General features: G+C 66.8%; 31 protein-coding genes and 1 riboswitch. Of the genes, 20 read left to right on the plus strand and 11 right to left on the minus strand.

All coding sequences use genetic code 11. The features are described 5' to 3' along the window. Positions 1 to 34: 34 nt before the first annotated feature. The 3 genes from ACKI1H_RS08645 to ACKI1H_RS08655 are packed head-to-tail and all read right to left on the minus strand — an operon-like array spanning position 35 to position 2,598. On the minus strand, positions 35 to 1,300 hold the full coding sequence (locus ACKI1H_RS08645; protein ID WP_138520071.1) for an ABC transporter permease: 1,266 nt from the start codon (positions 1,298 to 1,300) through the stop codon (positions 35 to 37). A 2-nt stretch (positions 1,301 to 1,302) separates the two neighbouring features. Further along, entirely contained in the window at positions 1,303 to 2,010 is a 708-nt protein-coding gene (locus ACKI1H_RS08650; protein WP_440468156.1) for an ABC transporter ATP-binding protein, read from the minus strand. A gap of 15 nt (positions 2,011 to 2,025) precedes the next feature. Further along, positions 2,026 to 2,598, minus strand: coding sequence for a DUF2796 domain-containing protein (locus ACKI1H_RS08655; RefSeq protein WP_440468157.1), 573 nt, complete (start codon positions 2,596 to 2,598; stop codon positions 2,026 to 2,028). 129 nt (positions 2,599 to 2,727) lie between these two features. On the opposite strand from ACKI1H_RS08655, the gene ACKI1H_RS08660 reads away from it, so the two are divergent. After that, complete coding sequence (locus ACKI1H_RS08660) at positions 2,728 to 3,078, plus strand: hypothetical protein (protein WP_440468158.1); 351 nt, start codon at positions 2,728 to 2,730, stop codon at positions 3,076 to 3,078. Between the two features lie 203 nt (positions 3,079 to 3,281). Here ACKI1H_RS08660 and trxA read toward each other — a convergent pair whose 3' ends face one another. The 3 genes from trxA to ACKI1H_RS08675 all read right to left on the minus strand — a co-directional run bounded on the left by trxA (position 3,282) and on the right by ACKI1H_RS08675 (position 5,478). Next, positions 3,282 to 4,151, minus strand: a complete 870-nt coding sequence (gene trxA / locus ACKI1H_RS08665; protein ID WP_440468159.1) for a thioredoxin — start codon at positions 4,149 to 4,151, stop codon at positions 3,282 to 3,284. Between the two features lie 206 nt (positions 4,152 to 4,357). After that, on the minus strand, positions 4,358 to 5,014 hold the full coding sequence (locus tag ACKI1H_RS08670; protein WP_440468160.1) for a class I SAM-dependent methyltransferase: 657 nt from the start codon (positions 5,012 to 5,014) through the stop codon (positions 4,358 to 4,360). Then, the gene (locus ACKI1H_RS08675; protein ID WP_138520077.1) at positions 5,011 to 5,478 is read right to left on the minus strand and encodes a YbaY family lipoprotein; all 468 of its coding nucleotides are present in this window, start codon (positions 5,476 to 5,478) and stop codon (positions 5,011 to 5,013) included. The genes ACKI1H_RS08670 and ACKI1H_RS08675 overlap by 4 nt, the downstream gene beginning before the upstream one ends. 137 nt (positions 5,479 to 5,615) lie before the next feature. Here ACKI1H_RS08675 and nrdR point away from each other — a divergent pair, with 137 nt between their 5' ends. From nrdR to ACKI1H_RS08740, 13 genes are all read left to right on the plus strand, one after another. After that, positions 5,616 to 6,080 carry a transcriptional regulator NrdR gene (gene nrdR / locus ACKI1H_RS08680; protein ID WP_017521848.1) on the plus strand — a complete coding sequence of 155 codons (465 nt, stop codon included), beginning with the start codon at positions 5,616 to 5,618 and terminating at the stop codon, positions 6,078 to 6,080. Positions 6,081 to 6,094: 14 nt separating this feature from the next. Next, positions 6,095 to 7,195 carry a bifunctional diaminohydroxyphosphoribosylaminopyrimidine deaminase/5-amino-6-(5-phosphoribosylamino)uracil reductase RibD gene (ribD, locus tag ACKI1H_RS08685; RefSeq protein ID WP_440468839.1) on the plus strand — a complete coding sequence of 367 codons (1,101 nt, stop codon included), beginning with the start codon at positions 6,095 to 6,097 and terminating at the stop codon, positions 7,193 to 7,195. Between the two features lie 121 nt (positions 7,196 to 7,316). Beyond that, positions 7,317 to 7,479, plus strand: a riboswitch (FMN riboswitch). 151 nt (positions 7,480 to 7,630) lie between these two features. Beyond that, positions 7,631 to 8,299 (plus strand): riboflavin synthase, encoded by a 669-nt coding sequence (locus ACKI1H_RS08690; RefSeq protein WP_081517123.1) that lies wholly within the window; start codon positions 7,631 to 7,633, stop codon positions 8,297 to 8,299. 16 nt (positions 8,300 to 8,315) lie between these two features. Then, a complete protein-coding gene (ribBA, locus tag ACKI1H_RS08695) occupies positions 8,316 to 9,413 on the plus strand; it encodes a bifunctional 3,4-dihydroxy-2-butanone-4-phosphate synthase/GTP cyclohydrolase II (RefSeq protein ID WP_138520078.1) in 1,098 nt (365 codons plus the stop codon). Between the two features lie 96 nt (positions 9,414 to 9,509). Next, positions 9,510 to 9,986, plus strand: coding sequence for a 6,7-dimethyl-8-ribityllumazine synthase (gene ribH, locus ACKI1H_RS08700; RefSeq protein ID WP_015475395.1), 477 nt, complete (start codon positions 9,510 to 9,512; stop codon positions 9,984 to 9,986). Positions 9,987 to 10,048: 62 nt separating this feature from the next. Further along, on the plus strand, positions 10,049 to 10,471 hold the full coding sequence (gene nusB / locus ACKI1H_RS08705) for a transcription antitermination factor NusB (protein WP_246084806.1): 423 nt from the start codon (positions 10,049 to 10,051) through the stop codon (positions 10,469 to 10,471). 3 nt (positions 10,472 to 10,474) lie between these two features. Next, positions 10,475 to 11,434 carry a thiamine-phosphate kinase gene (gene thiL / locus ACKI1H_RS08710; protein WP_440468161.1) on the plus strand — a complete coding sequence of 320 codons (960 nt, stop codon included), beginning with the start codon at positions 10,475 to 10,477 and terminating at the stop codon, positions 11,432 to 11,434. Positions 11,435 to 11,436: 2 nt separating this feature from the next. Then, positions 11,437 to 11,952: a phosphatidylglycerophosphatase A family protein gene (locus ACKI1H_RS08715; protein WP_138520081.1), complete on the plus strand. Its 516-nt coding sequence runs from the start codon at positions 11,437 to 11,439 to the stop codon at positions 11,950 to 11,952. A 9-nt stretch (positions 11,953 to 11,961) separates the two neighbouring features. Then, a complete protein-coding gene (locus ACKI1H_RS08720) occupies positions 11,962 to 12,735 on the plus strand; it encodes a substrate-binding periplasmic protein (RefSeq protein WP_138520082.1) in 774 nt (257 codons plus the stop codon). 5 nt (positions 12,736 to 12,740) lie between these two features. Continuing rightward, positions 12,741 to 13,385 carry a retropepsin-like aspartic protease family protein gene (locus tag ACKI1H_RS08725; RefSeq protein WP_440468162.1) on the plus strand — a complete coding sequence of 215 codons (645 nt, stop codon included), beginning with the start codon at positions 12,741 to 12,743 and terminating at the stop codon, positions 13,383 to 13,385. 121 nt (positions 13,386 to 13,506) lie between these two features. Next, positions 13,507 to 14,136 (plus strand): GTP cyclohydrolase II, encoded by a 630-nt coding sequence (gene ribA, locus ACKI1H_RS08730; RefSeq protein WP_440468163.1) that lies wholly within the window; start codon positions 13,507 to 13,509, stop codon positions 14,134 to 14,136. After that, complete coding sequence (locus tag ACKI1H_RS08735) at positions 14,133 to 14,549, plus strand: MFS transporter (protein ID WP_440468164.1); 417 nt, start codon at positions 14,133 to 14,135, stop codon at positions 14,547 to 14,549. Before ribA ends, ACKI1H_RS08735 begins: the two co-directional genes overlap by 4 nt. Continuing rightward, complete coding sequence (locus ACKI1H_RS08740; RefSeq protein ID WP_440468165.1) at positions 14,549 to 15,355, plus strand: cobalamin-binding protein; 807 nt, start codon at positions 14,549 to 14,551, stop codon at positions 15,353 to 15,355. The genes ACKI1H_RS08735 and ACKI1H_RS08740 overlap by 1 nt, the downstream gene beginning before the upstream one ends. Positions 15,356 to 15,578: 223 nt before the next feature. Here ACKI1H_RS08740 and ACKI1H_RS08745 read toward each other — a convergent pair whose 3' ends face one another. Next, complete coding sequence (locus ACKI1H_RS08745) at positions 15,579 to 16,592, minus strand: zinc-binding alcohol dehydrogenase family protein (RefSeq protein ID WP_440468166.1); 1,014 nt, start codon at positions 16,590 to 16,592, stop codon at positions 15,579 to 15,581. Between the two features lie 25 nt (positions 16,593 to 16,617). After that, positions 16,618 to 16,905: a putative quinol monooxygenase gene (locus ACKI1H_RS08750; RefSeq protein WP_138520088.1), complete on the minus strand. Its 288-nt coding sequence runs from the start codon at positions 16,903 to 16,905 to the stop codon at positions 16,618 to 16,620. 114 nt (positions 16,906 to 17,019) lie between these two features. Between ACKI1H_RS08750 and ACKI1H_RS08755 the strand changes: the two genes are divergently transcribed. Then, complete coding sequence (locus ACKI1H_RS08755) at positions 17,020 to 17,934, plus strand: LysR family transcriptional regulator (RefSeq protein ID WP_440468167.1); 915 nt, start codon at positions 17,020 to 17,022, stop codon at positions 17,932 to 17,934. A 7-nt stretch (positions 17,935 to 17,941) separates the two neighbouring features. Here the strand turns inward: ACKI1H_RS08755 and ACKI1H_RS08760 are convergent, their stop codons facing one another. Together ACKI1H_RS08760 and ACKI1H_RS08765 are read right to left on the minus strand one after the other, a co-directional pair. Beyond that, positions 17,942 to 19,258: a bifunctional DedA family/phosphatase PAP2 family protein gene (locus ACKI1H_RS08760; RefSeq protein ID WP_138520090.1), complete on the minus strand. Its 1,317-nt coding sequence runs from the start codon at positions 19,256 to 19,258 to the stop codon at positions 17,942 to 17,944. Continuing rightward, positions 19,255 to 19,974, minus strand: a complete 720-nt coding sequence (locus ACKI1H_RS08765; protein WP_440468168.1) for a DNA-3-methyladenine glycosylase — start codon at positions 19,972 to 19,974, stop codon at positions 19,255 to 19,257. The genes ACKI1H_RS08760 and ACKI1H_RS08765 overlap by 4 nt, the downstream gene beginning before the upstream one ends. A 63-nt stretch (positions 19,975 to 20,037) precedes the next feature. Here ACKI1H_RS08765 and ACKI1H_RS08770 point away from each other — a divergent pair, with 63 nt between their 5' ends. After that, the gene (locus ACKI1H_RS08770; protein ID WP_440468169.1) at positions 20,038 to 20,892 is read left to right on the plus strand and encodes a class I SAM-dependent methyltransferase; all 855 of its coding nucleotides are present in this window, start codon (positions 20,038 to 20,040) and stop codon (positions 20,890 to 20,892) included. 219 nt (positions 20,893 to 21,111) lie between these two features. Here the strand turns inward: ACKI1H_RS08770 and ACKI1H_RS08775 are convergent, their stop codons facing one another. Then, positions 21,112 to 22,338 (minus strand): alpha/beta fold hydrolase, encoded by a 1,227-nt coding sequence (locus tag ACKI1H_RS08775; protein WP_440468170.1) that lies wholly within the window; start codon positions 22,336 to 22,338, stop codon positions 21,112 to 21,114. Between the two features lie 309 nt (positions 22,339 to 22,647). Between ACKI1H_RS08775 and ACKI1H_RS08780 the strand changes: the two genes are divergently transcribed. The 4 genes from ACKI1H_RS08780 to rlmH are packed head-to-tail and all read left to right on the plus strand — an operon-like array spanning position 22,648 to position 25,418. Then, positions 22,648 to 23,913: a glutamate-5-semialdehyde dehydrogenase gene (locus tag ACKI1H_RS08780; protein ID WP_138520094.1), complete on the plus strand. Its 1,266-nt coding sequence runs from the start codon at positions 22,648 to 22,650 to the stop codon at positions 23,911 to 23,913. After that, entirely contained in the window at positions 23,913 to 24,569 is a 657-nt protein-coding gene (gene nadD / locus ACKI1H_RS08785; RefSeq protein WP_440468171.1) for a nicotinate-nucleotide adenylyltransferase, read from the plus strand. Before ACKI1H_RS08780 ends, nadD begins: the two co-directional genes overlap by 1 nt. Positions 24,570 to 24,589: 20 nt before the next feature. After that, the gene (gene rsfS / locus ACKI1H_RS08790; RefSeq protein WP_138520096.1) at positions 24,590 to 24,943 is read left to right on the plus strand and encodes a ribosome silencing factor; all 354 of its coding nucleotides are present in this window, start codon (positions 24,590 to 24,592) and stop codon (positions 24,941 to 24,943) included. A gap of 7 nt (positions 24,944 to 24,950) precedes the next feature. Continuing rightward, positions 24,951 to 25,418, plus strand: coding sequence for a 23S rRNA (pseudouridine(1915)-N(3))-methyltransferase RlmH (gene rlmH / locus ACKI1H_RS08795; protein ID WP_015475414.1), 468 nt, complete (start codon positions 24,951 to 24,953; stop codon positions 25,416 to 25,418). Positions 25,419 to 25,430: the final 12 nt, after the last annotated feature.

Genomic DNA, 25,430 nt, shown 5'->3' on the forward strand with positions numbered 1-25,430 from the left:
TTCTCTGTACGGGGATGGCTTGCACGGGGCTGGTTCAGAGCCGGATCGACAAGCCATCGGCGAGCGATTGCCGATAGGCACGCCACGCCGGCACACAGCCGATCAGCAGCGCGGCCAGGAGTATGCCGCCCAGCAGTGACCATTCATAGGCGCTGGGCAGCGCCAATGGCAGGAAGATACCGTAGTTCGCCTGCACGAAGGCCTGACTGCCGGCGATGCCCGCATAGAGCAGCCCGACGCCCAATGCCACGCCCGCCAGCGCCAGGGCGAAGGCCTCCGCCACCAGCAGGCTGAAGATGTGCCAGGGCCGCGCGCCCACCGAGCGCAGGATGGCCATCTCGCGGCGGCGCTCGTTGAGGCTGGTGAGGATCGCCGTGAGCATGCCGATCAGGCCGGTCAGCACCACGAACAGCGAGACCACGAACAGCGCCTTTTCCGCCGTGCCCATCAGTCCCCAAAGCTCCTGCAGCGCCACGCCCGGCAGGATCGCCATCAGCGGCTCGCCGTCGTATTCGTTGATCTGCCGCTGCAGGGTGAAGGTCGCTACCTTGCTCTTCAGGCCCAGCAGGAAGGCGGTGATCGCCTTGGGTTGCAGATCCATGGTGCGCGCCTGGTCCTCGCTGACGCGGTCGGTGCCGCGTGCGGGGACGCCGTTCTTCCAGTCGACGTGCAGCGCCTCCATGCCCTGCAGCGAGATGTGCAGGGTGCGGTCCACCGGCGTACCGGTGCGCTTGAGGATGCCGACCACGGTGAAGGGTTTGTCGTCGTGCTGCACCAGGCTGATGGTGCTGACGCCGTGGGCGAGGACGATCTTGTCGCCGAGTTTGTAGTGCAGCGCCTCGGCGACTTCCGCACCCAGTACCACGTCGAAGAGGTCCTGGCCGAACGGCCGGCCCTCGGCGAGTTCCAGCATCTGCCCGCGGCCAAAGCGGTAATGCTCGAAGTAGCCGGTGTCGGTCCCCATGACGCGGTAGCCACGGTGCGAGTCGCCCAGGGAGATCGGGATGGCCCACTTCACCAGCGGGCTGTGGGTCACCGTCTCGTAGCTTTCCCAGCGGATGTTGTTGGTGGCGTTGCCGATGCGGAACACCGAGTAGAGCAACAGGTTCACCGAGCCCGAGCGGGCGCCGACGATCAGGTCGGTGCCGGAGATGGTGCTGGCGAAGCTGGCCTTGGCCTCGGTGCGTACGCGCTCCACCGCCAGCAGCAGGCAGGCGGAGAGGGCGATGGCGAAGATGGTCAGCAGCGCGGTGAAGCGGCGGTTGGACAGGCTGGCGAGCGCCAGGCGCAACAGGTACATGCTCAAATTCCCGGAGCGCGGGCGGCGCGGTTGAGGTCGGCGAGGGAGACGCTGCGGTCGAACAGCGGCGCCAGACTCTGGTCGTGGCTGACGAACAGCAGGCTGGCACCGGCCTCGCGGCACTCGGCGAACAGCAGTTGGAGGAAGGCCTCGCGGGCGTCGGCGTCCAGTGCCGAGGTGGGTTCGTCGGCGATCACCAGTTCCGGCTGGCCGATCAGCGCGCGGGCCGCAGCGACCCGTTGCTGCTGGCCGATGGACAGGCTGTCGGCGCGGCGTTCGATCAGTGCCGCGTCACCCAGCCCCAGGTGTTTCAGCAATGCCTCGGCGGCCTTGATCACACTGCCGTGGCGCAGGGTCGCTCGCTCGGCGCGGCTGTGGGAGAAATGACAGGGCAGCTCGACGTTCTCCCGTACCGAGAGGAACGGCAGCAGGTTGAACTGCTGGAAGATGTAGCCGGTGTGATCGACGCGATAGTGGTCGCGGCGTGCCGATTTCATCTGCGCGATGTCCTCGCCGAGCAGCTTCACGCTGCCGCGCTGGGGGCGCTGTACGCCGCCGAGCAGGCCGAGCAGGGTGGTCTTGCCGCTGCCGGACGGGCCCTTGAGGAACAGGGTTTCGCCAGCGGCCAGCGCGAAGGCGGGGATGTCCAGCAGCTCCGCCTGGCCAGGCCAGGCGAAGCCGAGGTTGTCGAGTTCGAGCAGTGCAGTCATTTCAGCGCGTCGTGATCAGAAGTTCAGGGTGGGGTTGGCGGCAGTCAATTCTGCACCTTGCTGGCCGCTCGGGCCGATCAGTTGTACCTGAATCTTCTGGGTGGCCGAGAAACGCTTGAACAGCGGAGAGAAGTCGAGGCTGGCGAGGTCCTGCGGCTGGGCGCAAGTCAGCAGGTAGTGGGCGTCGATGTCGGCGTGATGATGGCCTTCGTGCTCGTCGTGGTCGCCATCCGCGTGGTCGTGATCCTCTTCAGCCTTGGGCGCATCGCCGAACAGCGGGCTGGACAGCTCCACCGATTGCACGCTGCACTTGGCCGAGGCGGGGAGGGCAAGCAGTTGCAGCGGCTGCTTGAGCTGGGCCTGCACGGCGGCGACCGTGGCCTTGTCGGCGTCGCTGGTGGCGGCGTGCTCGAAGCCGACGAAGTTCATCGCCGGGCTGTCCATCTCCAGTTCCAGGGTCTTGCCGTCGAGGGCGACGTTGAGCTGGGCGACGCCATGCTCGTGCTTGCCGAGGCTGCCGTGTTCATGTTCGTCGTGGGCTTGGGCGGCGAGGGGCAGCAGGGCGACAGCGAGCAGCAGGGGGCGCATGGGAAACTCCAGTCCGATGAATGATTTTGTTACGTTATAACAGATGAAAAATTAAGGCCAGCTTAGCGTGTGTTTGGCGCGGCACCGATGGCGTGGGAGCATGCGCGAAACAGCGCGAGGAGAAGGGCGATGCTGAGGATCAAAGGCACCATCGGCGACTGGCCGGTGGACCTGACCGTGGAAATGGACGACGCCGACTGGGCGAAGCTGGCGCAGAACCTGCCGAAGGCGGTGGTGGCGCCGGCCGCCCCGGCGGCGCCAGTGGCCGCCACGGCTCCGGCAGACAGGCTGTGGCTGGCCGCGCAGGACCTGTTGCAGCGCAGTGGCAGCTGCGAAGGGCCGCAGTTGATGGGCGAGCTGGAGGCGCTGGCCGGCAGTGCGGCGGCGGCGAAGGGATTGCTGGTGCGGCTGCGGCACAACCCGAAGGTGAAGATCGAGGTGCGCGAGGGCGTGCAGGTCTTCAACTGGATCGAGGAGTAGAAGCGATCTGGTAGGGCGAACAACGCGCCAGCGTTATCCGCCGCTGCGGCTACGGCGGATAACCTGCTCCAGGTTATCCGCCCTACGGTAACGCGTCGCCGGATATCTGTAGGAGCGAGCTTGCTCGCGAACAGCCCTGCAGCGGGGTTCGGTTCGCGAGCAAGCTCGCTCCTACACGGTTATGCCTGCCAGCGGCGCGGCGGTCAGTACAGTACGTTCGCCAACTTGCGGCGGTAGGCGATCACCAGGGGATGGTCGTTGCCCAGCAGGTCGAACACCTGCACCAGCGTCTTGCGCGGCAGGTCCTCGCCGTAGCTGCGGTTGCGCACGAACAGCTTGAGCAGGGCGTCCAGCGCCGCCTCGTACTGCTGGCGGGCCAGTTGCTGCACGGCCAGCTGGTAGGTGGCTTCGTCGTCGTTGGCGTCGGCGGCCAGGCGGGTCTTCAGCGTGGCGGCGTCGGGCAGCTCGGCCGCCTGGCGCAGGAAGGTCAGCTGGGCCTTGGCGGCGGCCAGTGCCTGCTTGTGGTCGTCGCTCTTCACCGCCTCGAGCACGGTCTCGGCCTCACCCAGCTCGCCGCGCTCGGCGAGGCAGCGGGCATAGAGGATCAGCGCGGCGGCATTGGTATTGTCCTCGCCCAGCAGCGCTTTCAGTTGCGCCTCGGCGTCGGCGAAGCGGCCTTCGTTGAAGGCGGTCTGTGCCAGCTCCAGCGGATTGCCGGCGGCCGGGGCGGGCGGTTGTACGTGCTGTTCGAGCATCTGGCGGATCGCCGACTCTGGCTGCGCGCCGGCAAAGCCGTCCACCGGCTGGCCGTCCTTGAACAGCACCACGGTGGGCAGGCTGCGGATGCCGAAGCGCATCACGATGTCCTGCTCGACGTCGCAGTTGACCTTGGCCAGCAGCAGCTCGCCCTGGTAGGACTCGGTGATCTGCGCCAGCAGCGGCATCAGCGCCTTGCACGGGGCGCACCAGTCGGCCCAGAAGTCCACCAGGACCGGCTTGTGGAAGGAGTTCTCGATGACGACCTGATCGAAGTTGGCGATGCTGGCGTCGAAGATGTAGGGCGTCTCGCTCATGGGGAATCTCGAATCGAGTGGGGCGATGGAGGTGATTGCCACTATAAGTGGGGGCGCTGCCTGACGGAAACAACCCGCGGTTGCTGCCCGGCAGGAACTGGCGCTTGCACGCAGGCTGGATGGGGCCTAGGCGAGCCCCATGCTGTTGGAGCGGCGAGTGATGGGTATCGCTTCGCTCCACGCCATCCTGCGAATGCCAGTCCGGCTCAGTCTCGTTGCGCGTGATACAGGCTGACGTGGCGGAATTCGGCCGGCTCGGCCAGGTCCGGCCAGGTGCAGCCGTCGAGAATCCCCAGGCGCTGGTACAGCGGATGGCTGAAGTCGCGGACGCGCGAGTCGGCCACCAGGGCTTCGCGGCCACGGCCGAGGAATTCGTCCAGCAGCGGCAGGTTGGCGCGATCGTAGAGCACGTCGGCAACGATGATCAGGTCAAAGCGGTCCTCTTCCTGGAAAAAGTCCGTCGAGTAGCTCAGCTCCACGCCGTTCAGCTCGGCATTGGCGCGGCAGGCGTCCAGCGCCAGCGGGTCGAGGTCGCAGGCCACCACTTCGGCGGCGCCGGCCTTGGCCGCGGCGATGGCGGCTATTCCGGAGCCCGCGCCGAAATCCAGCACGCGCTTGCCGCGTACCCATTCGGGCTTTTCCGCCAGCCAATGCGCCAGCACCAGCCCGCTGGCCCAGCAGAAGCACCAGTAGGGCGGCTCTTCGAGGATGCGCCGGGTTTCGTCGGGGCTGAACTCGCGGTCCATGTTCTGCGCGTCGATCAGCCAGAGGCGGATGTCGGTGCCGGGCAATGTTTCAGCGGACAGGCGTGCGTCGCCGAGCAGTTCGCCCAGGGCGTTCTGCAGGGAAAGCGGCGGTGTCACGGCGCGCGCTCCAGGCGCAGTTCACCGAGGGCACGGGTTTCCGGCTGGGTGATGCGCACCGGCGGCAGGCGCCAGGCCAGCTGGCCGGACTGCGAGACGCGGCCGTGCAGTTCGACGCGGGCGCCGGCCGGGAAGGATTGCGGGTTGAATACCACGCGGAACGGCAGCGCCTGGCCGGTGGCGATCATCTTCTCGCTGGAGAGCAGTTGCTGCGGGCGGTCGCGCTGGTCGATCACCAGCAGCGCCAGCTCCACTTCGCTGCCGGCCGGCAGGAAGCCCTGGGAGCTGCTGAGCTGGCCGCTGAGGGCGCGCAGGTTGGCCGGCACGGGCTCGTCCAGCGGGGAAGAGGGCTTTTTCGTGACGGCGACCGGCTGGGTGACCGGCGCGGGTTTCTCGCTGGCGCAGGCGGCCAGCAGGACGGTAAGGGACAGGCAGAGCAGGCGGGCGAACATGGCGGGCTCCATCGCAACAGGTTCCGGGCGGGCGCCTGTATAGCCTAATGCCTGCGGCCTGTCTCGTGGGAGCGGGGTTTATTCGGCCAGTCGATGCGCTACCATGAGCCTCTTACCTATTCCTCCGACAAGACTGCCCAAGACTCGCCATGCATTGTCCTTTCTGCGGCGCCCACGACACCAAAGTCATCGATTCGCGCCTGGTCGCCGAGGGCGACCAGGTCCGCCGGCGCCGCGAGTGCCTGGCCTGCGGCGAGCGTTTCACCACCTTCGAGACCGCCGAACTGGTCATGCCGCGCCTGATCAAGCAGGACGGCAGCCGCCAGCCCTTCGACGAGGACAAGCTGCGCGCCGGCATGCAGCGCGCGCTGGAGAAGCGCCCGGTGAGCATCGAGCGGCTGGAAGAGGCGATGGCGCATATCAAGCACAAGCTGCGCGCCACCGGCGAGCGCGAGATCAAGTCGCGGGTGCTGGGCGAGCTGGTGATGGCCGAGTTGCAGAAGCTCGACGAAGTCGCCTACATCCGTTTCGCCTCGGTCTATCGCCGCTTCCAGGACCTCAACGAATTCCGCGAGGAAATCGAGCGCCTGGCCCGCGAACCGTCGAAGGAATGAGTGCCATGGACCCCATGGAAAGCCTGGACGAACTCTGGATGGCCCGCGCCATCGAGCTGGCCCGCAAGGGCTGGTACACGACCCATCCCAATCCGCGCGTCGGCTGCGTCATCGTCCGCGATGGCGAGGTAGTCGGTGAAGGCTGGCACGTGCGCGCCGGCGAGCCCCATGCGGAAGTCCACGCCCTGCGCCAGGCTGGCGACAAGGCCCGTGGTGCCACCGCCTACGTCACCCTGGAGCCCTGCAGCCACTTCGGTCGCACGCCGCCGTGCGCCGATGCGCTGATCGGTGCCGGCCTCGCCCGTGTAGTCGCGGCCATGCAGGACCCGAACCCGCAGGTTGCCGGCAGTGGCATGCGGCGCATCGCCGAAGCCGGCATCGAAGTGCGCTCCGGTGTGCTGGAAAACGAAGCCCGCGCATTGAACCAGGGCTTCCTCAAGCGCATGGAAACCGGTTTACCGTTTGTCCGCGTGAAGCTGGCGATGAGCCTGGATGGCCGTACCGCCATGGCCAGCGGCGAGAGCCAGTGGATCACCGGCCCGGCCGCGCGCCGCGCCGTGCAGCGCTTGCGTGCGCAATCCAGTGTGGTGCTGTCCGGCGCCGATACCGTGATGACCGATGACGCCCGCCTGACCGTGCGCCCGGACGAGCTGGGCCTGGATGCCGACCAGACCGAACTGGCCTCCCGGCGCCAGCCGATGCGCGTGCTGATCGATGGACGCCTGCGCGTGCCGTTGACCGCGACCTTCTTCCAGGCCGGCCCCGCGCTGGTGGTGAGCACCCAGGACGACCCGAACTACGCCGTGGTCGGTCACGAACTGCTGAACCTCGCCGGCCTCGATGGCCAGGTCGACCTGCTGGCGCTGCTGAGCGAGCTCGGCCGCCGTGGCGTCAACGAGGTGCTGGTGGAGGCCGGCCCGCGCCTGGCCGGTGCCTTCGCCCGCCTCGGTCTGGTGGACGAGTACAGCATCTTCATGGCGCCCAAGCTGCTCGGCTCTTCCGCACGCCCCTTGCTGGAGCTGCCGCTGGAGCGCATGAGCGAATCCCGCGAGCTGAAGATCGTCGATATCCGCGCTGTGGGTGACGACTGGCTGGTCACCGCCAGGCCCGTCTGATTCCGCCTTTCCCGGCTTGCCGCTGAGCCCGCGAGGAGCGCTCGGGGTCAAGCCGAAACTTCCGACTCGCGGCCACCTGTGGTAAAACGCCACACGCGGTCGACGCTGTAACGACCGCGATTGACGTTCTCAGGGCGGGGTGCAAGTCCCCACCGGCGGTAATGGCGCGCAATGCGTCTAGCCCGCGAGCGCTTGTCCAGACCGGTTCGCCGGATGGGCAAGGTCAGCAGACCCGGTGTGATTCCGGGGCCGACGGTCATAGTCCGGATGAAGAGAGAACGGGATGAGCCATCGGAGCGTGCCTGCACGCGTCCGAGAAGTCCCTTCGATCCGATACGCCCTGTTTTTTAACGAAAAACAGGAGTTCGCTTGTATGCACCATTGCGTTACTTCGCCGGCATGCCGGCCAGCCGCTCTTACCGTGCGGGAGGCCTCATGTTCACCGGCATAATCGAATCCATCGGCACCATCGCATCCATCACCCCGAAAGGCGGTGACGTGCGCCTGTACGTGAAGACCGGCAAGCTCGACCTCGCCGACGTCAAGCTCGGCGACAGCATCGCGGTCAACGGCATCTGCCTGACGGCGGTGGAGCTGCCCGGCGACGGCTTCTGGGCCGATGTCAGTCGCGAGACCCTGGCCCGCACCGCCTTCGCGCAGCTCAAGATCGGCAGCCGGGTGAACCTGGAAAAGGCCCTGACCCCGACCACCCGCCTGGGCGGCCACCTGGTCAGCGGCCACGTCGACGGCGTCGGCGAGATCGTCAAGCGTGAGGAAAACGCCCGCGCCATCCAGTTCACCGTGCGCGCACCGCGCGAGTTGGCCAAGTACATCGCGCTCAAGGGCTCGATCACCGTGGACGGCACCAGCCTGACGGTGAACGCGGTCAACGGCGCCGAGTTCGAGCTGACCATCGTCCCGCACACCGTGCAGGAGACCATCATGGCCGACTACCGTGGTGGTCGCCTGGTCAACCTCGAAGTCGACCTGCTGGCGCGTTACCTGGAGCGCCTGCTGCTCGGCGACAAGGCGGCGGACCCCGCGGCCGGCGCTGGCGGCATCACCGAAGCATTCCTGGCCGAAAACGGCTTCATGAAACACTGATAAGGCTCTTCCCCGTATGGCACTCAACAGCATTGAAGAACTGCTCGACGACATGCGTCAGGGCAAGATGGTCATCCTCATGGATGACGAGGACCGCGAGAACGAAGGCGACCTGATCATCGCCTCCGAGTGTGTCCGCACCGAAGACATCAACTTCATGGCCCGCTTCGCCCGTGGCCTGATCTGCATGCCGATGACCCGCGAGCGCTGCGAGCGCCTCGGCATCCCGCTGATGGTGCAGCGCAACGGCTCCGGCTTCGGCACCAAGTTCACCGTTTCCATCGAGGCCGCCGAAGGCGTCACCACCGGCATCTCCGCCGCTGACCGCGCGCGCACCGTGCAGGCCGCCGCCGCGAAGAACGCCGTCGCCGCCGACATCGTCAGCCCCGGCCACATCTTCCCGCTGATGTCGCAGCCCGGCGGCGTGCTGGCTCGCGCCGGCCACACCGAAGCGGCCTGCGACCTGGCGCGCATGGCCGGTTTCGAGCCGTCCGGCGTGATCTGCGAGATCATGAACGACGACGGCACCATGGCCCGTCGCCCGGAACTGGAAGAGTTCGCCCAGCAGCACGGCATCAAGATCGGCACCATCGCCGACCTGATCCACTACCGCCTGATCCACGAGCGCACCGTCGAGCGCCTCGCTGAGCAGCCGCTGGATACCGAGCTGGGCCAGTTCAACCTGATCACCTACCGCGACTCCGTGGAAGGCGACGTGCACCTGGCGCTGACCCTGGGCAAGGTCTGCCCGGAAGAGCCGACCCTGGTGCGCGTGCACAACCCCGACCCGCTGCGCGACCTGCTGATGGTCAACCAGGCGGGCCGCTGGAGCCTGCGCGCGGCCATGGCCAAGGTGGCCGAGGCCGGCACCGGCGTGGTCCTGCTGCTGGGCCACCAGGTCGGCGGTGATGATCTGCTGGCGCACGTCCGCGAGATCACCAACACCCCGGCGCCGGCGCAGAAACCGACCACCACCTACAGCACCGTGGGTGCCGGGTCGCAGATCCTGCGCGACCTGGGTGTGCGCAAGATGCGCCTGATGTCGGCACCGATGCGCTTCAATGCGATATCCGGTTTCGACCTCGAAGTAGTAGAATACCTGCCCGCTGAATGAACCTCGCCGCCGTGCCCTGGCACGGCGGTGCCGTTCTTCTACCTTATTTGCGGAGCGTCATCGGACGCTCCGGCTCTTTAACAGTGAGACTTGCCCATGACCCTGAAGACCATCGAAGGTACCTTCATCGCCCCCAAAGGCCGCTTTGCCCTGGTGGTTGGCCGCTTCAACAGCTTCGTGGTGGAAAGCCTGGTGGAAGGCGCCATCGACGCGCTGGTGCGCCACGGCGTCGCCCAGAGCGACATCACCGTGATCCGTGCTCCGGGCGCCTTCGAAATCCCGCTGGTCGCGCAGAAAGTCGCCCAGCGCGGCGAGTTCGACGCCATCATCGCCCTCGGCGCGGTGATCCGTGGCGGCACCCCGCACTTCGAATACGTGGCCGGTGAGTGCACCAAGGGTCTGGCGCAGGTTTCCCTGCAGTTCGGCGTGCCGGTCGCCTTCGGCGTGCTGACTGTCGACTCCATCGAACAAGCCATCGAGCGCTCCGGCACCAAGGCCGGCAACAAAGGCGCCGAAGCTGCCCTGTCCGCCCTGGAAATGGTGAGCCTGCTGTCGCAGCTGGAGGCCAAGTGAGCCAGGACAGCACTACTCCGGACAGCAAGCCGGCCAAGCCCGCCAAGCCGAACAAGATCGCCATGCGTCGCAAGGCCCGCAGCCTCGCGGTGCAGGCCCTGTACTCCTGGCAGATGGCTGGCCAGCCGCTCAACGAGATCGAGGCGTCCTTCCGCACCGAGAACGATTTCAGCGATGTGGACGGTGCCTACTTCCACGAGATCCTGCACGGCGTACCGCGCCTGAAGACCGATCTGGACGAGGAGTTCACTCCCTGCCTGGACCGCGCCCTGGAAGAGGTCGACCCGGTTGAACTGGCGATCCTGCGCCTGGCCACCTACGAGCTGCGCAACCGCCTGGACGTGCCCTACAAGGTCGTCATCAACGAAGGCATCGAGCTGGCCAAGACCTTCGGCGCCACCGACGGACACAAGTTCGTCAACGGCGTGCTGGACAAGCTCGCTCCGCGCCTGCGCGCCGCCGAACTGCGTGGCGCCAAGCGCTGAGGCATGGGTGAGTTCGAGCTGATCCGTCGCTACTTCGCCTCGGCCGCCTGTGCGGCCGGCGGCGAGGCAGTGGCATTGGGGATCGGCGACGACTGCGCGCTCCTCGCTCCTAAGGCCGGCGAACAGCTGGCGATTTCCACCGACACGCTCGTCGTCGGTGTGCATTTCCCCACCGTCTGCGATCCCTTCCTGCTCGGCCAGCGTGCCCTGGCGGTGTCCGCCAGCGACCTGGCGGCCATGGGCGCATCACCCATCGGCTTCACCCTTGCCCTGACCCTGCCCGAGGCCGATCCGGACTGGCTGGAAGGTTTCGCCCGTGGCTTGAACCAGAAGGCGCAGGAATGCGCGCTGGCGCTGATCGGCGGCGACACCACCCGCGGTCCGCTGGCGATGACCGTCACCGTGTTCGGCGGCGTGCCGGCCGGACAGGCGCTGACTCGCGCTGGAGCACGCCCGGGCGATCTGCTGTGTGTCGGTGGTCCGTTGGGCGAGGCGGGCGGGGCGTTGCCGCTGGTGCTGGGCGAGATGACCGCTGAACCGTCCGTCGCCGAGCCGCTGCTGGCGCGCTACTGGTCGCCGCAGCCACAACTGGACTTCGGGCAGGCGCTGCGTGGCAAGGCCTCGGCGGCGCTGGATATTTCCGACGGGCTGCTTGCCGACTGCGGACACATCGCCCGCGCCTCGGGCGTGGCGCTCATCGTCGAAGCCGACAAACTGCCCGAAAGCCCCGCGCTGGAAGCCCTGCTGGGCGCCGAGCGCGCTCAGCAGCTCAAGCTGGGCGCCGGTGACGACTATGTGCTCGCCTTCACTCTGCCTGCCGAGCATCTGCCGGCACTTTCGGCGAACTGGCCGGCCCTGCGTGTGGTCGGTAGGGTGGAAGCCGGTTCCGGCGTCCGTGTGCTCGATGGCGCCGGCGCCGACATCACGCCGCGTCAGGGCGGCTACCTGCATTTCATGGAGTGACCGTGACAGAACACCCCAACCAGGCCCCGGCCCAACCCGTACCCCATTCGGTCTGGAGCAATCCCTGGCACTTCCTGGCCTTCGGCTTCGGCTCGGGCACCCTGCCCAAGGCGCCGGGCACCTGGGGTTCGCTGGTTGCGCTACCCTTCATACCACTCTGGCAGATGCTGCCGGACTGGGGTTACTGGCTGATGCTGGGCATCACCATGCTGTTCGGCTTCTGGCTGTGCGGCAAGGTGGCCGACGACCTGCGTGTACACGATCACGAAGGCATCGTCTGGGACGAGATGGTCGGCATGTGGATCACCCTCTGGCTGGTGCCGGAGGGCTGGTGGTGGCTGCTGGTCGGTTTCGTGGTGTTCCGCATCGTTGACATTGCCAAGCCCTGGCCGATCAGCTGGATCGACCGCAACGTCCATGGCGGTGTCGGCATCATGCTGGACGATGTGCTGGCCGGCGTTTTCGCCTGGCTGGTGATGCAAGGCCTGACATGGGGTTGGGCCCACTGGCTGATCTGAGGAAGATCGATGCGCCGACTGCTGTGCCTGCTCCTCTGCCTGTGCTGGCTGCCGGCGATTTCCCTGACGTCGGCCCTGGCCGCCGAAGCACCTGCCGGGCTACCTGCCGAGGTCCGAGTGGTCAGCGAGGTCTGGGTCAACTACAGCCAGGCCGACGGCCGTGGCCTGGCCTGGGACCTGCTGCGGGCCATCTATGAGCCCGAAGGCGTCCGCCTGAGCCTGCGCAGCGAGCCCTACGTGCGCTCTGTCGGGCTGGTGCAACGCGGCGAGGCGGACGCGTGGGTTGGCTCCTACCGCAACGAAATCGATCACATCATTTATCCGCACTGGCCCTATGACGTCGACCCCATCGGCGCGCTGGGCCTGAAGAGTTCGCCCCAGCCAACCCTGGCCACGCTCGACCGCTATCGCCTGGCGTGGATGCGTGGCTATGCGTTCGACCGCTACCTGGATCACCTCAAGCAGCGCAACGAGCTGCAGCGGCGCAGTTCTGCCTTGCCGATGCTCGACGGCCACCGCATCGACTACTTCATCGACGCACGGCCCGAGCTGGAAGAGATGATCGAGGCCAAGGGTGTCGACGCCAGCGTCTACCACATCACCGATGTGGGTTCGATTCCGCTGTATCTTGGCTTCGCCAACAACGACCGTGGGCGGGCATTGGCGAAGCTCTATGATTCCCGCATGCAGGCGCTCTACCACAGCGGCGAACTGGAGCGCATCTTCGCCCGCTGGCACTGGCCCTATGCCCCGCTGAAACCCCTGCTGCCGCCCAAGGAGTGATCGCCATGCGCCTGTCTGCCCTGATCTGCCTGTCCATCTGCTCCCTCGTCGCCGTGGCGGCGCCTCAGGTGCAGGTAGTGGGTCTGTTCCCTGGTGCCGCAGTGCTCAATATCGACGGTCAGCGCAAGCTGCTGAAGGTTGGCCAGACCGGTCCGGAAGGCGTCCAGGTGGTCAGCGCCGACAGCCACAAGGCGGTGCTGCGCGTCGGCGGGGTCGAGCAGACCTACGAACTGAGCCGCGAGTACAACAGTGCAGGTTACGCCACGCCGGCCGCGAACGCCGAGACGAGTATCGCCCGCGGTACCGGTGGCCATTACTGGGTGGCCGGCACGATCAACAACCAGAATGCGCAGTTCCTGGTGGATACCGGCGCGACCTCGATCGCCATGAACGAAGGTCAGGCCCGGCGCCTGGGGCTGGATTACCGCGCCGGCGGTACGCCCATGATGGCCTCCACCGCCAGCGGTACGGCCAAGGGCTGGCGGGTGACCCTCAACAGCGTGAAGCTCGGCGGTGTCGAGGTGCTAGGGGTTGAGGCGGTGGTGCTCGAAGGCGATTTCCCCACCGATATTCTGCTGGGCATGAGTTATCTCAACCGCGTCGGTTGGCGCGAAGACCAGGGCATGATGTACATCCAGGCCAAGCACTGATCGCTCGGCTTCTATCAACCGCATCGATGCTTATCTTGCAGAATTCGCAATGACGGTGCGGACGACGCAGCTGTTACAATGCCGGCCTTCTTTCCTTAGATAAATCTTTCAGGAGTTTCCGGTGTCTGTCGTTTTCGTCGCCGCCTCCAAGCTGCCCACTCCTTTCGGCGAATTCACCATGCATGGCTTCCTCGACGAGGAAACCGGCAAGGAACACGTCGCCCTGACCATGGGCAAGCTCGATGACGGCCAGCCGGTGCTGGGGCGTCTGCATTCCGAATGCCTCACCGGCGATGCGCTGTTCAGCCTGCGCTGCGACTGCGGTTTCCAGCTCGAGGGCGCACTGTCGGCCATCGCCAAGGAAGGCCGCGGTGTCCTGCTGTACCTGCGTCAGGAAGGTCGTGGCATCGGCCTGCTCAACAAGATCCGCGCCTACGCCCTGCAGGATGAAGGAGCGGATACCGTGGAAGCCAACCTGGCCCTGGGCTTTGGCGCCGACCAGCGTGACTATGCCATGTGCCTGCCGATGCTCAAGCACCTGGGCGTCTGCTCGCTGAAGCTGATGACCAACAACCCGCGCAAGGTGAAGGCGCTCGAAGGCTATGGCCTGACCGTTGCCGAGCGCGTGCCGCTGCAGAAGGGCCTGAACCCGCATAACAAGCGCTACCTGCAGACCAAGGCAGGCAAGCTTGGCCACATGCTGGGCAACATGCATCAGGGCGAAGCCGAGGCCGAGGCATCCGCTTCGTGAATCGCGCCGCTGCCCGGCGCCGGCTGAATCTGATCTGGTGGCTATTGCTGGCGCTTGCGCTGGCGCCGCAGCACCTGATGCTGGCGCTGGTGGGCGAGGCGCCCTTCGGCGATACGCTGGCGACGCCGGTGTTCGTCGTCGGACTGCTGTCGATGTTCCTTACCCTGCCGCTGTTCCGTCGCTACAAGCACGCGCTGATCGCCACCGGCAAGGCGCGAGATAACGCCGACGAGCCGGCTGCCTGGCAAGCGCTGGGCGCCGCACAGCGCCGTGGCGCGCTGGTGGGCAGCCTGCCGGCCTGGATCGGTGCCCTGGCGGTGCTGGTCGACCTGCATGGCGTGCCGGTCCTGCTGCTGGGCTTCGCCAGTCTGGTTATCCTCTGGCTCTACCGCCTGCCGCGCCAACTGGCCTGATGCGCCACTTCCTCTGCCTGCTCCTGTTGTTCGCCGGCCTGCCCGTTGCCGCAGCGGAGCGGGTGGTCAGCCTGGCGCCCTCGCTCACCGACATGGTCCTCGAACTGGGTGCCGCCGACCGGCTGGCCGGCCTGCTCGATGGTGGGCCGCGTCCGGAATCTCTGAAAAGTCTGCCGTCCGTCGGCCGCTACGGCCAGGTCAACCTCGAACAGATTCTCGCCCTGCAGCCGGACCTGCTGCTGGTCTGGCCCGGCGCCGTGCCCGAAGCACAGCTGCAACGCCTGAAGTCCGCAGGTATCCCGGTCTATGTGGCCGATCCGCACCGTCTGGAGGATATCTCCCAGCAGTTCCGCGAGCTGGGCGAGCACCTGGGGCGGGCGGAGCAGGGGCGTGAGCTGGCGGAAGCCTTCGATGCGCGCTTGGTGCAGCTGCGGGCGCAGTACCGCCGCGAGCAGCCGCTCAGGGTGTTCTATCAGGTGTGGGACCGCCCGCTCTATACCGTCGGTGGCCGGCAGATCATCAGCGAGGCGCTGGAAGTCTGTGGCGGGCGCAACCTGTTCGCCGACCTCGACCTGCCGGCACCGCAGGTTGGTCAGGAAGCCGTGCTGGCGCGCGATCCGCAAGTGATCCTGGCGGCCAGCGAGGATCAGCTGCGTGATTGGACCCGCATGCAGCAGCTCAGCGCCACGAGGCTCAAGCAGCTCTGGGTGGTGCCGGATCGCGATCTGGAGAAGCCGAGCTTCGCGATGCTCGACGCCACCGAGAAGCTCTGCCGTTTGCTGGCCGGGGCCAGGACCAGCGACTGAGCTGGCCGGGGTTCGCGAGCAAGGACTAGGCGTCCCCCTTGGTCCTACGAAGATCCATTCCGGCGTTTCCGGCTACTTGTAGGAGCGAGCTTGCTCGCGAACAGCCGTGCACAGGCGCTTCCCCACGACGCCATCTTCGTCGGGTGCATAACCCGGAACGGATTTATCCGCCAAAGCCGCTGATAACGCCCTAGGCGTTATGCGCCCTACCGGGAGCAGTCGATCAGAACCCTTCCAGCACGATCTTGCCCTTGGCCGTGTTGCTTTCCAGCAGCGCATGGGCGCGACGCAGGTTGGCGGCGTCGATCTTGCCGAAGTGCTCGCCCAGGGTGGTCTTCAGCACGCCACTGTCGATCAGCCCGGCCACGCGCTGCAGCAGCTTGTGCTGCTCGATCATGTCGTCGGTCTGGAACATCGAGCGGGTGTACATGAACTCCCAGTGCAGCGACAGGCTCTTCTGCTTGAGCAGGCGCACGTCGAGGTTCAGCGGGTCGTCGATCAGTGCCAGGCGACCCTGCGGGCGCAGGCTGGCGACGATCTCGGCGAGGTGCTCCTCGGTCTGGTTGAGGCTGGCCACGTGGGTGACTTCGCCGACGCCGATGCGTTTGAGCTCTTCGCTCAGCGGCTTGCGGTGATCGATCACGTGGTGCGCGCCAAGGTTGCGTACCCATTCCTGGGTTTCCGGGCGCGAGGCGGTGCCGATCACGGTCATGCCGGTGAGTTGGCGTGCCAGCTGGGTGAGGATCGAGCCCACACCGCCGGCGGCGCCGACGATCAGCAGGCTCTGGCCTTTGCTCGCATTGCCCTCGGCCACCTGCAGGCGGTCGAACAGCAGTTCCCAGGCAGTAATGGTCGTCAGTGGCAGGGCGGCGGCGTGGGCGAAATCCAGGCTGGTCGGCATCGCGCCGACGATACGCTCGTCCACCAGCTGCAGTTCGGCATTGCTGCCGGGGCGAGTCAGGTCGCCGGCATACCAGACCTTGTCGCCCGGCTTGAACAGGCTGACCTCGTTGCCCACCGCGCGGACCACGCCGGCGGCATCCCAGCCGAGCACCTTGTACTGGCCTTCGGCAGGTTGAGCGCGTTGGCGCACCTTGGTGTCCACCGGGTTGACGGAGATGGCGCGCACTTCCACCAGCAGGTCACGCGGGCCGGGCGTTGGGTCGGGCAGCTGGATGTCGAGCAGGGAATTGGCATCGTTGCTGGGCAGACTCTGGGTGTAGCCGATGGCTTTCATGGGAATTCCTATTCGTTTTGAACGATCAGTCGATGCGGTTCATCAGGCGGATGTCGAGCTCCGCCAGGTCGGCTTCGGCGGCCTTCACGAAGGCCTGGAAGTGCGGGCTGGCCTCGTGCTCGGCCAGGGCTTCTTCGCTCTGCCATTGCTCGATCATGTAGATCAGCTCGGCGTCCTTGATATCGCGGTGCAGGTCGTACTGCAGGCAGCCCGCCTCGGCGCGGGACGGCGCGAGCATGCCGTGCAGGCGCTCCTGCAGGCTGTCGGCATGGCCGGGCTTGGCGCGAATGATGGCGATCAGGGTCAGGCTCATCCGGGTATCTCCAGATTGATGGGGCAGGTGCGTTGAAAGTGAAGGCATGCTGCTCTCTTTCTTCGGGAAGAAAAACCGCGTAAGTAGAGAGTCTCTTTCAAAGGATTTTTGAAAATGCTGCGTTTCGACGACCTGCAGATCTTCGTCCGCACCGCCGAGCGCGGCAGCCTTTCCGCCGCCGCTCGTGAGCTGGAGCTGTCACCGGCGGTGGCCAGCGCGGCGCTCAAACGCCTGGAAAACGAGTTGGACGTGCGCCTGTTCGCCCGCTCCACCCGCAGCCTGCGCCTGACCGCCGAGGGTGAGCTGTATCTGGCCCACGCCCGTGCGGCGTTGCAGAGCCTGGACGACGGCCGCCAGCTGCTGGCCGGCGGCAAGAGCGAGATCGCCGGCAACTTCCAGGTTTCGGCACCGTCGGATTTCGGTCGCAACGTGCTGTTGCCCTGGCTCGACGAATTCCAGGCGCTGCACCCGCGGATGAACCTGCGCCTGCTGATCAGCGACCGCCAGGCCGACCTCTACCGGCAGCCGGTGGACGTGGCTTTCCGCTTGGGCCTGCCGGGCGATTCGAACCTGGTGGCGCTGCCGCTGGCTCCGGAAAATCGTCGGGTGCTCTGCGCCGCGCCGGAGTACTTCGCGCGCCATGGCAAGCCGGCGCACCCGGACGAGCTACAGAAACACAACTGCCTGCTGTACATGCTGGGCGGACGTGCCCACGAGCGCTGGCGTTTCAGCGACAGCCGCAGGCAGCACGAAGTGACGGTGCGCGGCGATCGCCTTTGCGACGATGCCGATGTGGTGCGGCGCTGGGCGGTGGCGGGGCAGGGGCTGGTCTACAAGTCCTGGCTGGACGTGGCGGCCGATGTGCGTGCCGGCCGGCTGGAAGTGGCGTTGGCCGACTACCTGGGCGAAGCCACGCCGATGAACCTGTTCTGCACTCACCGCGCCCAGCTCAGCCGGGCGGTGACCCAGTTGCGCGAGTTCGTGCAGTTGCGCTGCGCCGACCTGATGCGCGAGCGCCCCTGGGCCTGATGCCGGGTCAGAGCGGCGTGTAGCGGTGGATGGCTGCCGACAGTCCCCAGGCGCTGGCGACCGCCAGCAGGACCATGGCGGTCGGCAGCAGGCTCCACCAGATGCGCGGCGTCAGGGCCGGCAGCTCGCTGCGGCGCTGGCTTATCCACAGGCTGGCGGCGCACACCGAGGCGCCGAGCAGGGCGCCGGCGATGATGTCGCTGGGCCAGTGGGCGCCCAGGTACACGCGCGACAGGGCGATGCTGGCGGCGGGAATCACCGCCAGCAGCATCCAGGTCAGGCGCACGCGCGGGGATTTCTCCCGGCTGGCCAGCACGCCGAGCACCAGGAAGAAGGCGAAGGACGCCGAGCTGTGCCCGCTGGGCATGCTGAAGGCGGACAGCGGGTCGGCGATCACTTCCGGGCGCGCGCGGCCGAAGAAGTGCTTGAGCGTGGTATTGAGCAGCGCCGTACCGACCATGGTGCCAGCGGCGAAGAAAGCGTGCCGCCACAGCCGCAGGGCGGCCAGCAGGAGGGCGAGCAGCGCGCCGGCTATGAACTGGGTACGGAAGTCGCCGACACGGGTGACAGCCACCATGATGTGATCCAGCCATGCATGGCGGTGTTCCTGCACTAGAGCCATGAGGCCCTTGTCCAGGGCATCGAGGTGCGGCCAGCCGATCAGCATGCCGATCAGCAGCGCGAAACAGCCAATAGCGCCGATCAGCGGGGCGTTGCGCTCCTTGCGCAGCTCAGCGTGGATGATCAGGGCCAGCACCGCGGCGACGCAGGCGGCGACCACCCCGGCTTCCGGCCAGAATCCTTCGGGCAGCGGCAGACGCATGGCCGCGCCGGTCGCCCAGCCGGGCACCAGGTAGGCGATGGACCAGCCGGCGGCAGCCACGATGGAGACTGCCAGGAAGCGTCCGAAGGGCATGTCGAGCATGCCGGCGATCATTGGCAGGAACGGCCGCAATGCGCCGATGAAGCGGCCCACCAGCAGGCTGGCGACTCCATAGCGGTGGAAGAAGCCTTCGGCCGCGGCCATCCATTCCGGGTGGTGGCGCAGCACCGGCAAGCGTCGGATGTCCTGGTGGAAGTGGCGGCCGATCCAGTAGGACGACAGGTCGCCCAGCAAGCCGCCGAAGAACGCCAGCGCCAGGGTTTCCCCCAGGCCCAGGGCGCCGCTGCCGGCCAGTACGGCGATGGCGAAGAGCATGACCACGCCGGGCAGGATGATGCCGATGACGGCGGCACATTCGAGGAAGGCAACCAGGAACAGGACCAGGGCGAGCCATTGCGGGTGGGTCGCCATCCAGGCGTTGAAGGCGGCGAGATCGATCATCGGCGGGAGTCGTCCTGGGTTCCGAGCAGGTGGTAGTCGTGGCCTTCGACCTGTCCGCGGCGCAAAGGGTTGCGTGTGCAGAAGTTGGCGAAGGCGGCATCGACGAAGCGGTATTGCAGGTGTTCGTCGCGGCCGTGGGGAATGCCCAGACGCGCAGCCTGGATGACCAGCGAGGGCTGCTCGGCGATGTCGTCGACGAACAGGCGCTGCGGGTCGAAGCGCTGGGCGTCCCAGTCCGGGACCTTCAGGCCCATCGAGCGGCAGAGCAGGGTCTGGCCGTTGCACAGCTTGCCCAGCGGGCGTTCGCTGCCGTCGGCGGCGGGGTTGAGCTGGCGCATGCGGGCCAGCGAGTCATCGCCGGAAATGCGGTCCATCCAGGGGTGGCCGGACTTGATCAGTACCGCATTGCCGGGCCCGCCGGCACTGAAATTCAGGGAGTCGCCGCCGCGGGCGTAATACATGTAGATGTGCCCGCCATCGAGGAACAGCGCCTTGCGCTTTTCGGTGTAGCCCAGGGAGGCGTGGCTGCCTTTCTCATCGAGGTAATAGGCCTCGGTCTCGATGATCCGTGCTGACAGCCACAGGTCGCCGACCCGGTGGCGGACCACCTTGCCCAGCAGGTCGCGGGCGACGGTGAGGGCGTCGCGGTTGAAGAAGGCGTCCGGCAGCGGGTTGGCCTTTGGCCAGGGCAAACTTAGGTTGGGTTCGGCGGGCATCGGATTGTCGCGGTTCTCGGGCCGGTCTTAGGCTGGGGAATCATAACAACAAGATTCTTAAGCATGGCTGAACGGATCCGGGCCGACAGCGCCCACATCACCCCCAGCGCGCACTACACCGGTTACGTCTGGTATCGCCACCAGTTGGCCGACCCAGCCTTCGCCACGGCGTTCGGCCGCTGGGTGCACAGCTGCGTGGCACCGATCAACTGGGGCGCGCGGATCGGCTTCGGGCTGAATATCGAAGATTTCCTGTTACAACGTCACCTGCTGATCGATGCTCGGCTGACCCAGTCCATCGAATTGCGCGGTGTTACCCAGGTGGTGGAGATTGCTTGCGGACTTTCTCCCCGCGGGCGGCGCTTCCGCGAGCGCTATCCCCAGCTGACTTATCTCGAGGCCGACCTGCCACCGATGGCGGCGCGCAAATCCGCGCTGCTCCAGGAGCAGGGTTGGCTGGACGGCAAGCATCGCGTGCGGGCTGTGGATATCCTTGCCGAACAGGGCGAGCAGACCCTCGCCGCGCTGCTTTGCGAACTGGACCCGGACCGCCCGGTGGCGGTAATCACCGAGGGGCTGGTGAATTACTTCCAGCGCCCGGTGATCGAGAACTTTTGGCGTCGGCTGAGCTCAGCGCTGCGGGTGTTCCCGGAAGCGACCTACTTGACCGAACTCTACCCCGATCTGCGCGAGCACCCGCGCTACCGGCAGATCCGCTGGGGTGTCGGGCTGATCGGCAAACTGACCCGTGGTGGCTATCCGCTGCATTACCGCAGTGCCGCTGAAATCGAGGAAGCATTCGTTGGATGCGGATTCGGCCGGGTAAACGTGCTCGACCCACAGGTGGACGGCGCGGGGTTGGGCCTGCCGAAAGGACGGATGCCGAGCCTGGTGCGGGTGATCGAGGCGCGGATTTGATCGACATCTTTGTAGGTTCGGAGTGGTGACTGCCCTCTCCCTAGCCCTCTCCCTGAAGGGAGAGGGGACTGTCCTCAGCCGCTTGTGGCAGGGGAGTCCCCATGAAGTAACCGGCTGACGCCAGAGTCCCCAGCCACGCCGAACGGCTCCCTCTCCCTTCAGGGAGAGGGCGGGGGAGAGGGAAGCAGTCCGAGCGCGGGGACATCATCGCTCAGTCAATCAAGCCGCACACGCCCCCTGCTGCATCGGCACCACCATCGCCGCCAGTGCCGCGCTGGCTTGTGGGTCGCCGTGGGCGAAGATGAAGGCCAGGCCGTCGCCGCTGTAGCGCAGCGGCAGGATATCCAGCTCCGGCAGCCCGGCGGCAACCATCTTCCAGCCGCGCGCCGGGCGATCCAGCGGCAGCGCGACGCGGATCAGTCCGCCGAAATACCCCAGCTCCGCCAGCTCGCAGCGCCATTCGCCGCCTTCGTCGTTGCGCAACACGGCGCGCGTGTCGGCCGGCGCCAGGCGCGGCTCGAAGCGGCGCTCCAGATGCAGCAACTGCTGGCGCTGGAAGCGCGTGCTGCCGGCGGCGCTGCGCGGCAGCGGTTCGCCACGCAGGAAGGGGTTGTACAGCCGGGCGCAGGCGTCGCGGCGTTCGAACTGGGCCAGGTGGTCGGCGTTGTGGATCAGCGCAAATTCGGCGTCCGTGCAGGCATGGGCGAACTCGGCGTGCTCCCAGGGCTGGGTGAAGTGATCGTACTCGCCCGCCAGCACCAGGGTCGGGCATTGCGGGTGGCGGTCGAAGCCGCCGAAGGCCAGCAGGCGCTGGCTGTTCTGCCGGTAGCGTTCGATCTCCGCCGGGGTCAGGCGCTGCAATTGGCGCAGCAGGGCCTTGCGGAATACCGGGGAAACACCGGTGTCGGCCAGCCGTAGCGGGTTGATCAGGCCGGTCAGCACGCCGTGGGCGAAGGGCGTCTGCTCGCCCAGTTCCAGGCGCGCCAGGGCTTCCACCAGCAAGGCGCGGGCGCCGGGGCGGCCGAAGGCGGTGATACCGGCCAGCAGCAGGCGTCCGCAGCGCGCCGGGTGGCGGGCCGCGAACAGCGCGGCCAGGGCCGAGCCGTAGGACAGCCCGATGGGCATCAGCGGTGGCAGTTGCAACGTTTCGGCGAAGGCGGCGATCAGGTCGGCCAGGTCCTCCAGGCTCAGCTGCGGCGCCAGTTGCAGGTTGCCGCCCTGGCTGGGCAGGTCCAGCAGGATCACCGGGTGCCCGGCGAGCAGCTCGGAAACTTCGCTGGCGAAAGAGCGGAAGCTCTGGAACGCGCCGCCCAGCAGCAGGACTGGCGGGCGAGTGTCATCTTCCCTGGAGGAGAAGGCCTGGTAGTGCAGTTGCCAACCGTCCAGTTCCAGCACCGCCGGGGCGGCGGTCAGGGACTGGGCGCTGTAATCGGTGCGATAGCGCATGGCAGTTCTCCGGCGGTGGACCGCCTCTTGTTGTTCTTCCCTGGCCTGAGTCCCTGGCATGCGAGCACTGCGGGGGCAACTAGCCATGCTTGCAAAGTAACCAGCCGATACGAATTTGGTTACCCAACCTTCGGGCGGCGTAAGGGGCCAGGGAGCCTGCGGATGTCACCGTTTCACCGATGGGGCGGGGTGTTGAGGCGGGTAAGCGTTACGTGCGGCGCGTCGCTGACCGGCCGGCTGCTGTGGCTGGCCGCTGAGGGGGCGCTCCCGCTATACTTGCGCATTTCCCTCACGCAGACGCGTTTGATCATGACCGAGTCCGTTCTCGACTATATGAGCCGCCTGGGCCGCGCCGCCCGTGAAGCGTCGCGCGTTGTCGCGCGCGCCACGACCGCGCAGAAGAACCAAGCCCTGCTGGCCGCAGCCGATGCCCTGGACGCCGCCCGCGCCCAGCTGACCGAAGCCAACGAACAGGATCTGGCCAATGGCCGTGCCAATGGTCTGGAGCCAGCCATGCTCGATCGCCTGGCCCTGACCCCGGCGCGCATCGACGACATGATCGAAGGTCTGCGCCAGGTCGCCACGCTGCCGGATCCCATCGGCGAGATCCGCGACATGCGTTACGTGCCGTCCGGCATCCAGCTGGGCAAGATGCGCGTGCCCCTGGGTGTGGTCGGCATCATCTACGAATCGCGTCCGAACGTGACCATCGACGCCGCCAGCCTGTGCCTGAAGTCGGGCAACGCGACCATCCTGCGCGGTGGTTCCGAGGCGATCCACTCCAACCAGGCGATTGCCGCGTGCATCCAGACGGGCCTGGCCGCAGCAGGCCTGCCCGCCAGCGTCGTGCAGGTCGTGGAAACCACCGACCGCGCCGCCGTCGGCGCGCTGATCACCATGCCCGAGTATGTGGACGTCATCGTTCCGCGCGGTGGCAAGGGCCTGATCGAGCGCATCAGCCGCGATGCCAAGGTGCCGGTGATCAAGCACCTGGACGGCATCTGCCATGTCTACATCGACGTTGCCGCCGACCTGGACAAGGCGATCCGTGTCGCCGACAACGCCAAGACCCAGCGCTACGCACCGTGCAACACCATGGAGACGCTGCTGGTGCACGCCGGCATCGCCGACCGCGTGCTGCCGCCGCTGGCTGCCATCTACCGCGACAAGGGCGTGGAACTGCGTGGTGACGCCGCCACCCGCGCGCTGCTGGGCGCCGACGTGCTGGAAGCCACCGAGGAAGACTGGCGCACCGAGTACAACGCGCCGATCCTGTCGATCCGTATCGTCGACGGCCTCGACGCGGCGATCGAGCACATCAACACCTATGGCTCGCAGCACACCGACGCCATCATCACCGAGAACTTCACCGATGCCCGCCGCTTCCTCACCGAAGTGGACTCGGCCTCGGTCATGGTCAACGCCTCGACCCGCTTCGCCGACGGCTTCGAGTACGGCCTGGGCGCCGAGATCGGTATTTCCACCGACAAGCTGCACGCCCGCGGTCCGGTCGGCCTGGAAGGCCTGACCAGCGAGAAATACGTGGTGTTCGGCGACGGACACGTGCGGACCTGATGAACAAGGCGCGTTCCCGACGGGTCGGTCTGTTCGGCGGCACCTTCGACCCGGTGCACATCGGCCACTTGCGCAGTGCGCTGGAGATGGCCGAGCAGTTCGAGTTCGACGAATTGCGCCTGATCCCCAACTTCCGCCCGCCGCACCGCGACACCCCCCAGGTGAAACCGGAACAGCGGCTGGCGATGGTCGAGCTGGCGGCTGCCGGCGTAGACCCGCTGGTGGTCGACGACCGCGAGCTGAAGCGTGACAAACCCTCCTACACCATCGACACCCTGGAGTCGCTGCGTGGGGAGCTGGATGTGCAGGACCAGTTGTTCCTGCTGGTTGGCTGGGACGCATTCTGCGGCCTGCCGACCTGGCATCGCTGGGAAGAGTTGCTGGAGCACTGTCATATCGTCGTGCTGCAGCGCCCGGATGCCGACAGCGAGCCGCCGGAAGACCTGCGCGACCTGCTGGCGGCGCGCAGTGTTGCCGACCCGAAGGCGATGACCGGCCCCGCCGGGCAGATCACCTTCGTCTGGCAGACGCCGCTGGCAGTATCCGCCACCCAGATCCGCCAACTCCTGTCGCAGGGGCGCTCCGTGCGCTACCTGGTGCCGGATGCGGTATTGAACTATATCGAGGCGCACGGCCTGTACCAGGCGTCTCACTGATCAAGTTAGAGAGTCATTCAATGCAAACCGAACAACTGGTCGAGCTGGCCATCGCCGCTCTGGAAGATCTCAAGGCGCAGGACATCGTCGTCATCGACGTGCGTGAGAAAACCAGCATCACCGACGCCATGGTCATCGCCACCGGCGCCTCCAGCCGTCAGGTCAAGTCGCTGGCCGACAACGTCCTGGAAAAGGTCAAGGAACAGGGCGTGCGCCCGATCGGCAGCGAAGGCCAGGAAGGCGGCGAATGGGTCCTGATCGACCTGGCCAACGTCGTGGTCCACGTCATGCAGCCGGCTACCCGCCAGTTCTACGACCTGGAGCGCCTGTGGCAGGGCGCCGAGCAGAGCCGCGCTTCGCACAGCGCCGAGTAAGCCTGCCGTGCGTCTGCGTCTGATCGCGGTCGGCTCGCGCATGCCGCGCTGGGTGGAAGAGGGCTGGGCGGAGTACGTCAAGCGCCTGCCCTCGGAGCTGTCCCTGGAACTGGTGGAGATCCCGCTCAACACGCGCGGCAAGAATGCCGACGTGGCGCGGCTGATCCGCCAGGAAGGCGAGGCCATGCTGAGCAAGGTCCAGCCTGGGGAACGCATCGTCACCCTGGAAGTCGAAGGCAAGCCCTGGAGCACCCCCCAGCTGGCGCAGGAGCTCGATCGCTGGCGCCTGGACGCGCGCACCGTCAACCTCATGGTCGGCGGGCCGGAAGGCCTGGCGCCAGAGGTCTGCGCGCGCAGCGAGCAGCGCTGGTCGCTGTCGCCGCTGACCCTGCCGCACCCGCTGGTGCGGATCCTGGTCGGCGAGCAGATCTACCGCGCCTGGACGGTTCTGTCCGGGCACCCCTACCACAAGTAGTCGTAGCCGTTT

It is taken from the genome of Pseudomonas sp. YH-1, from assembly GCF_051990045.1.
GTDB lineage: Bacteria > Pseudomonadota > Gammaproteobacteria > Pseudomonadales > Pseudomonadaceae > Pseudomonas > Pseudomonas nicosulfuronedens.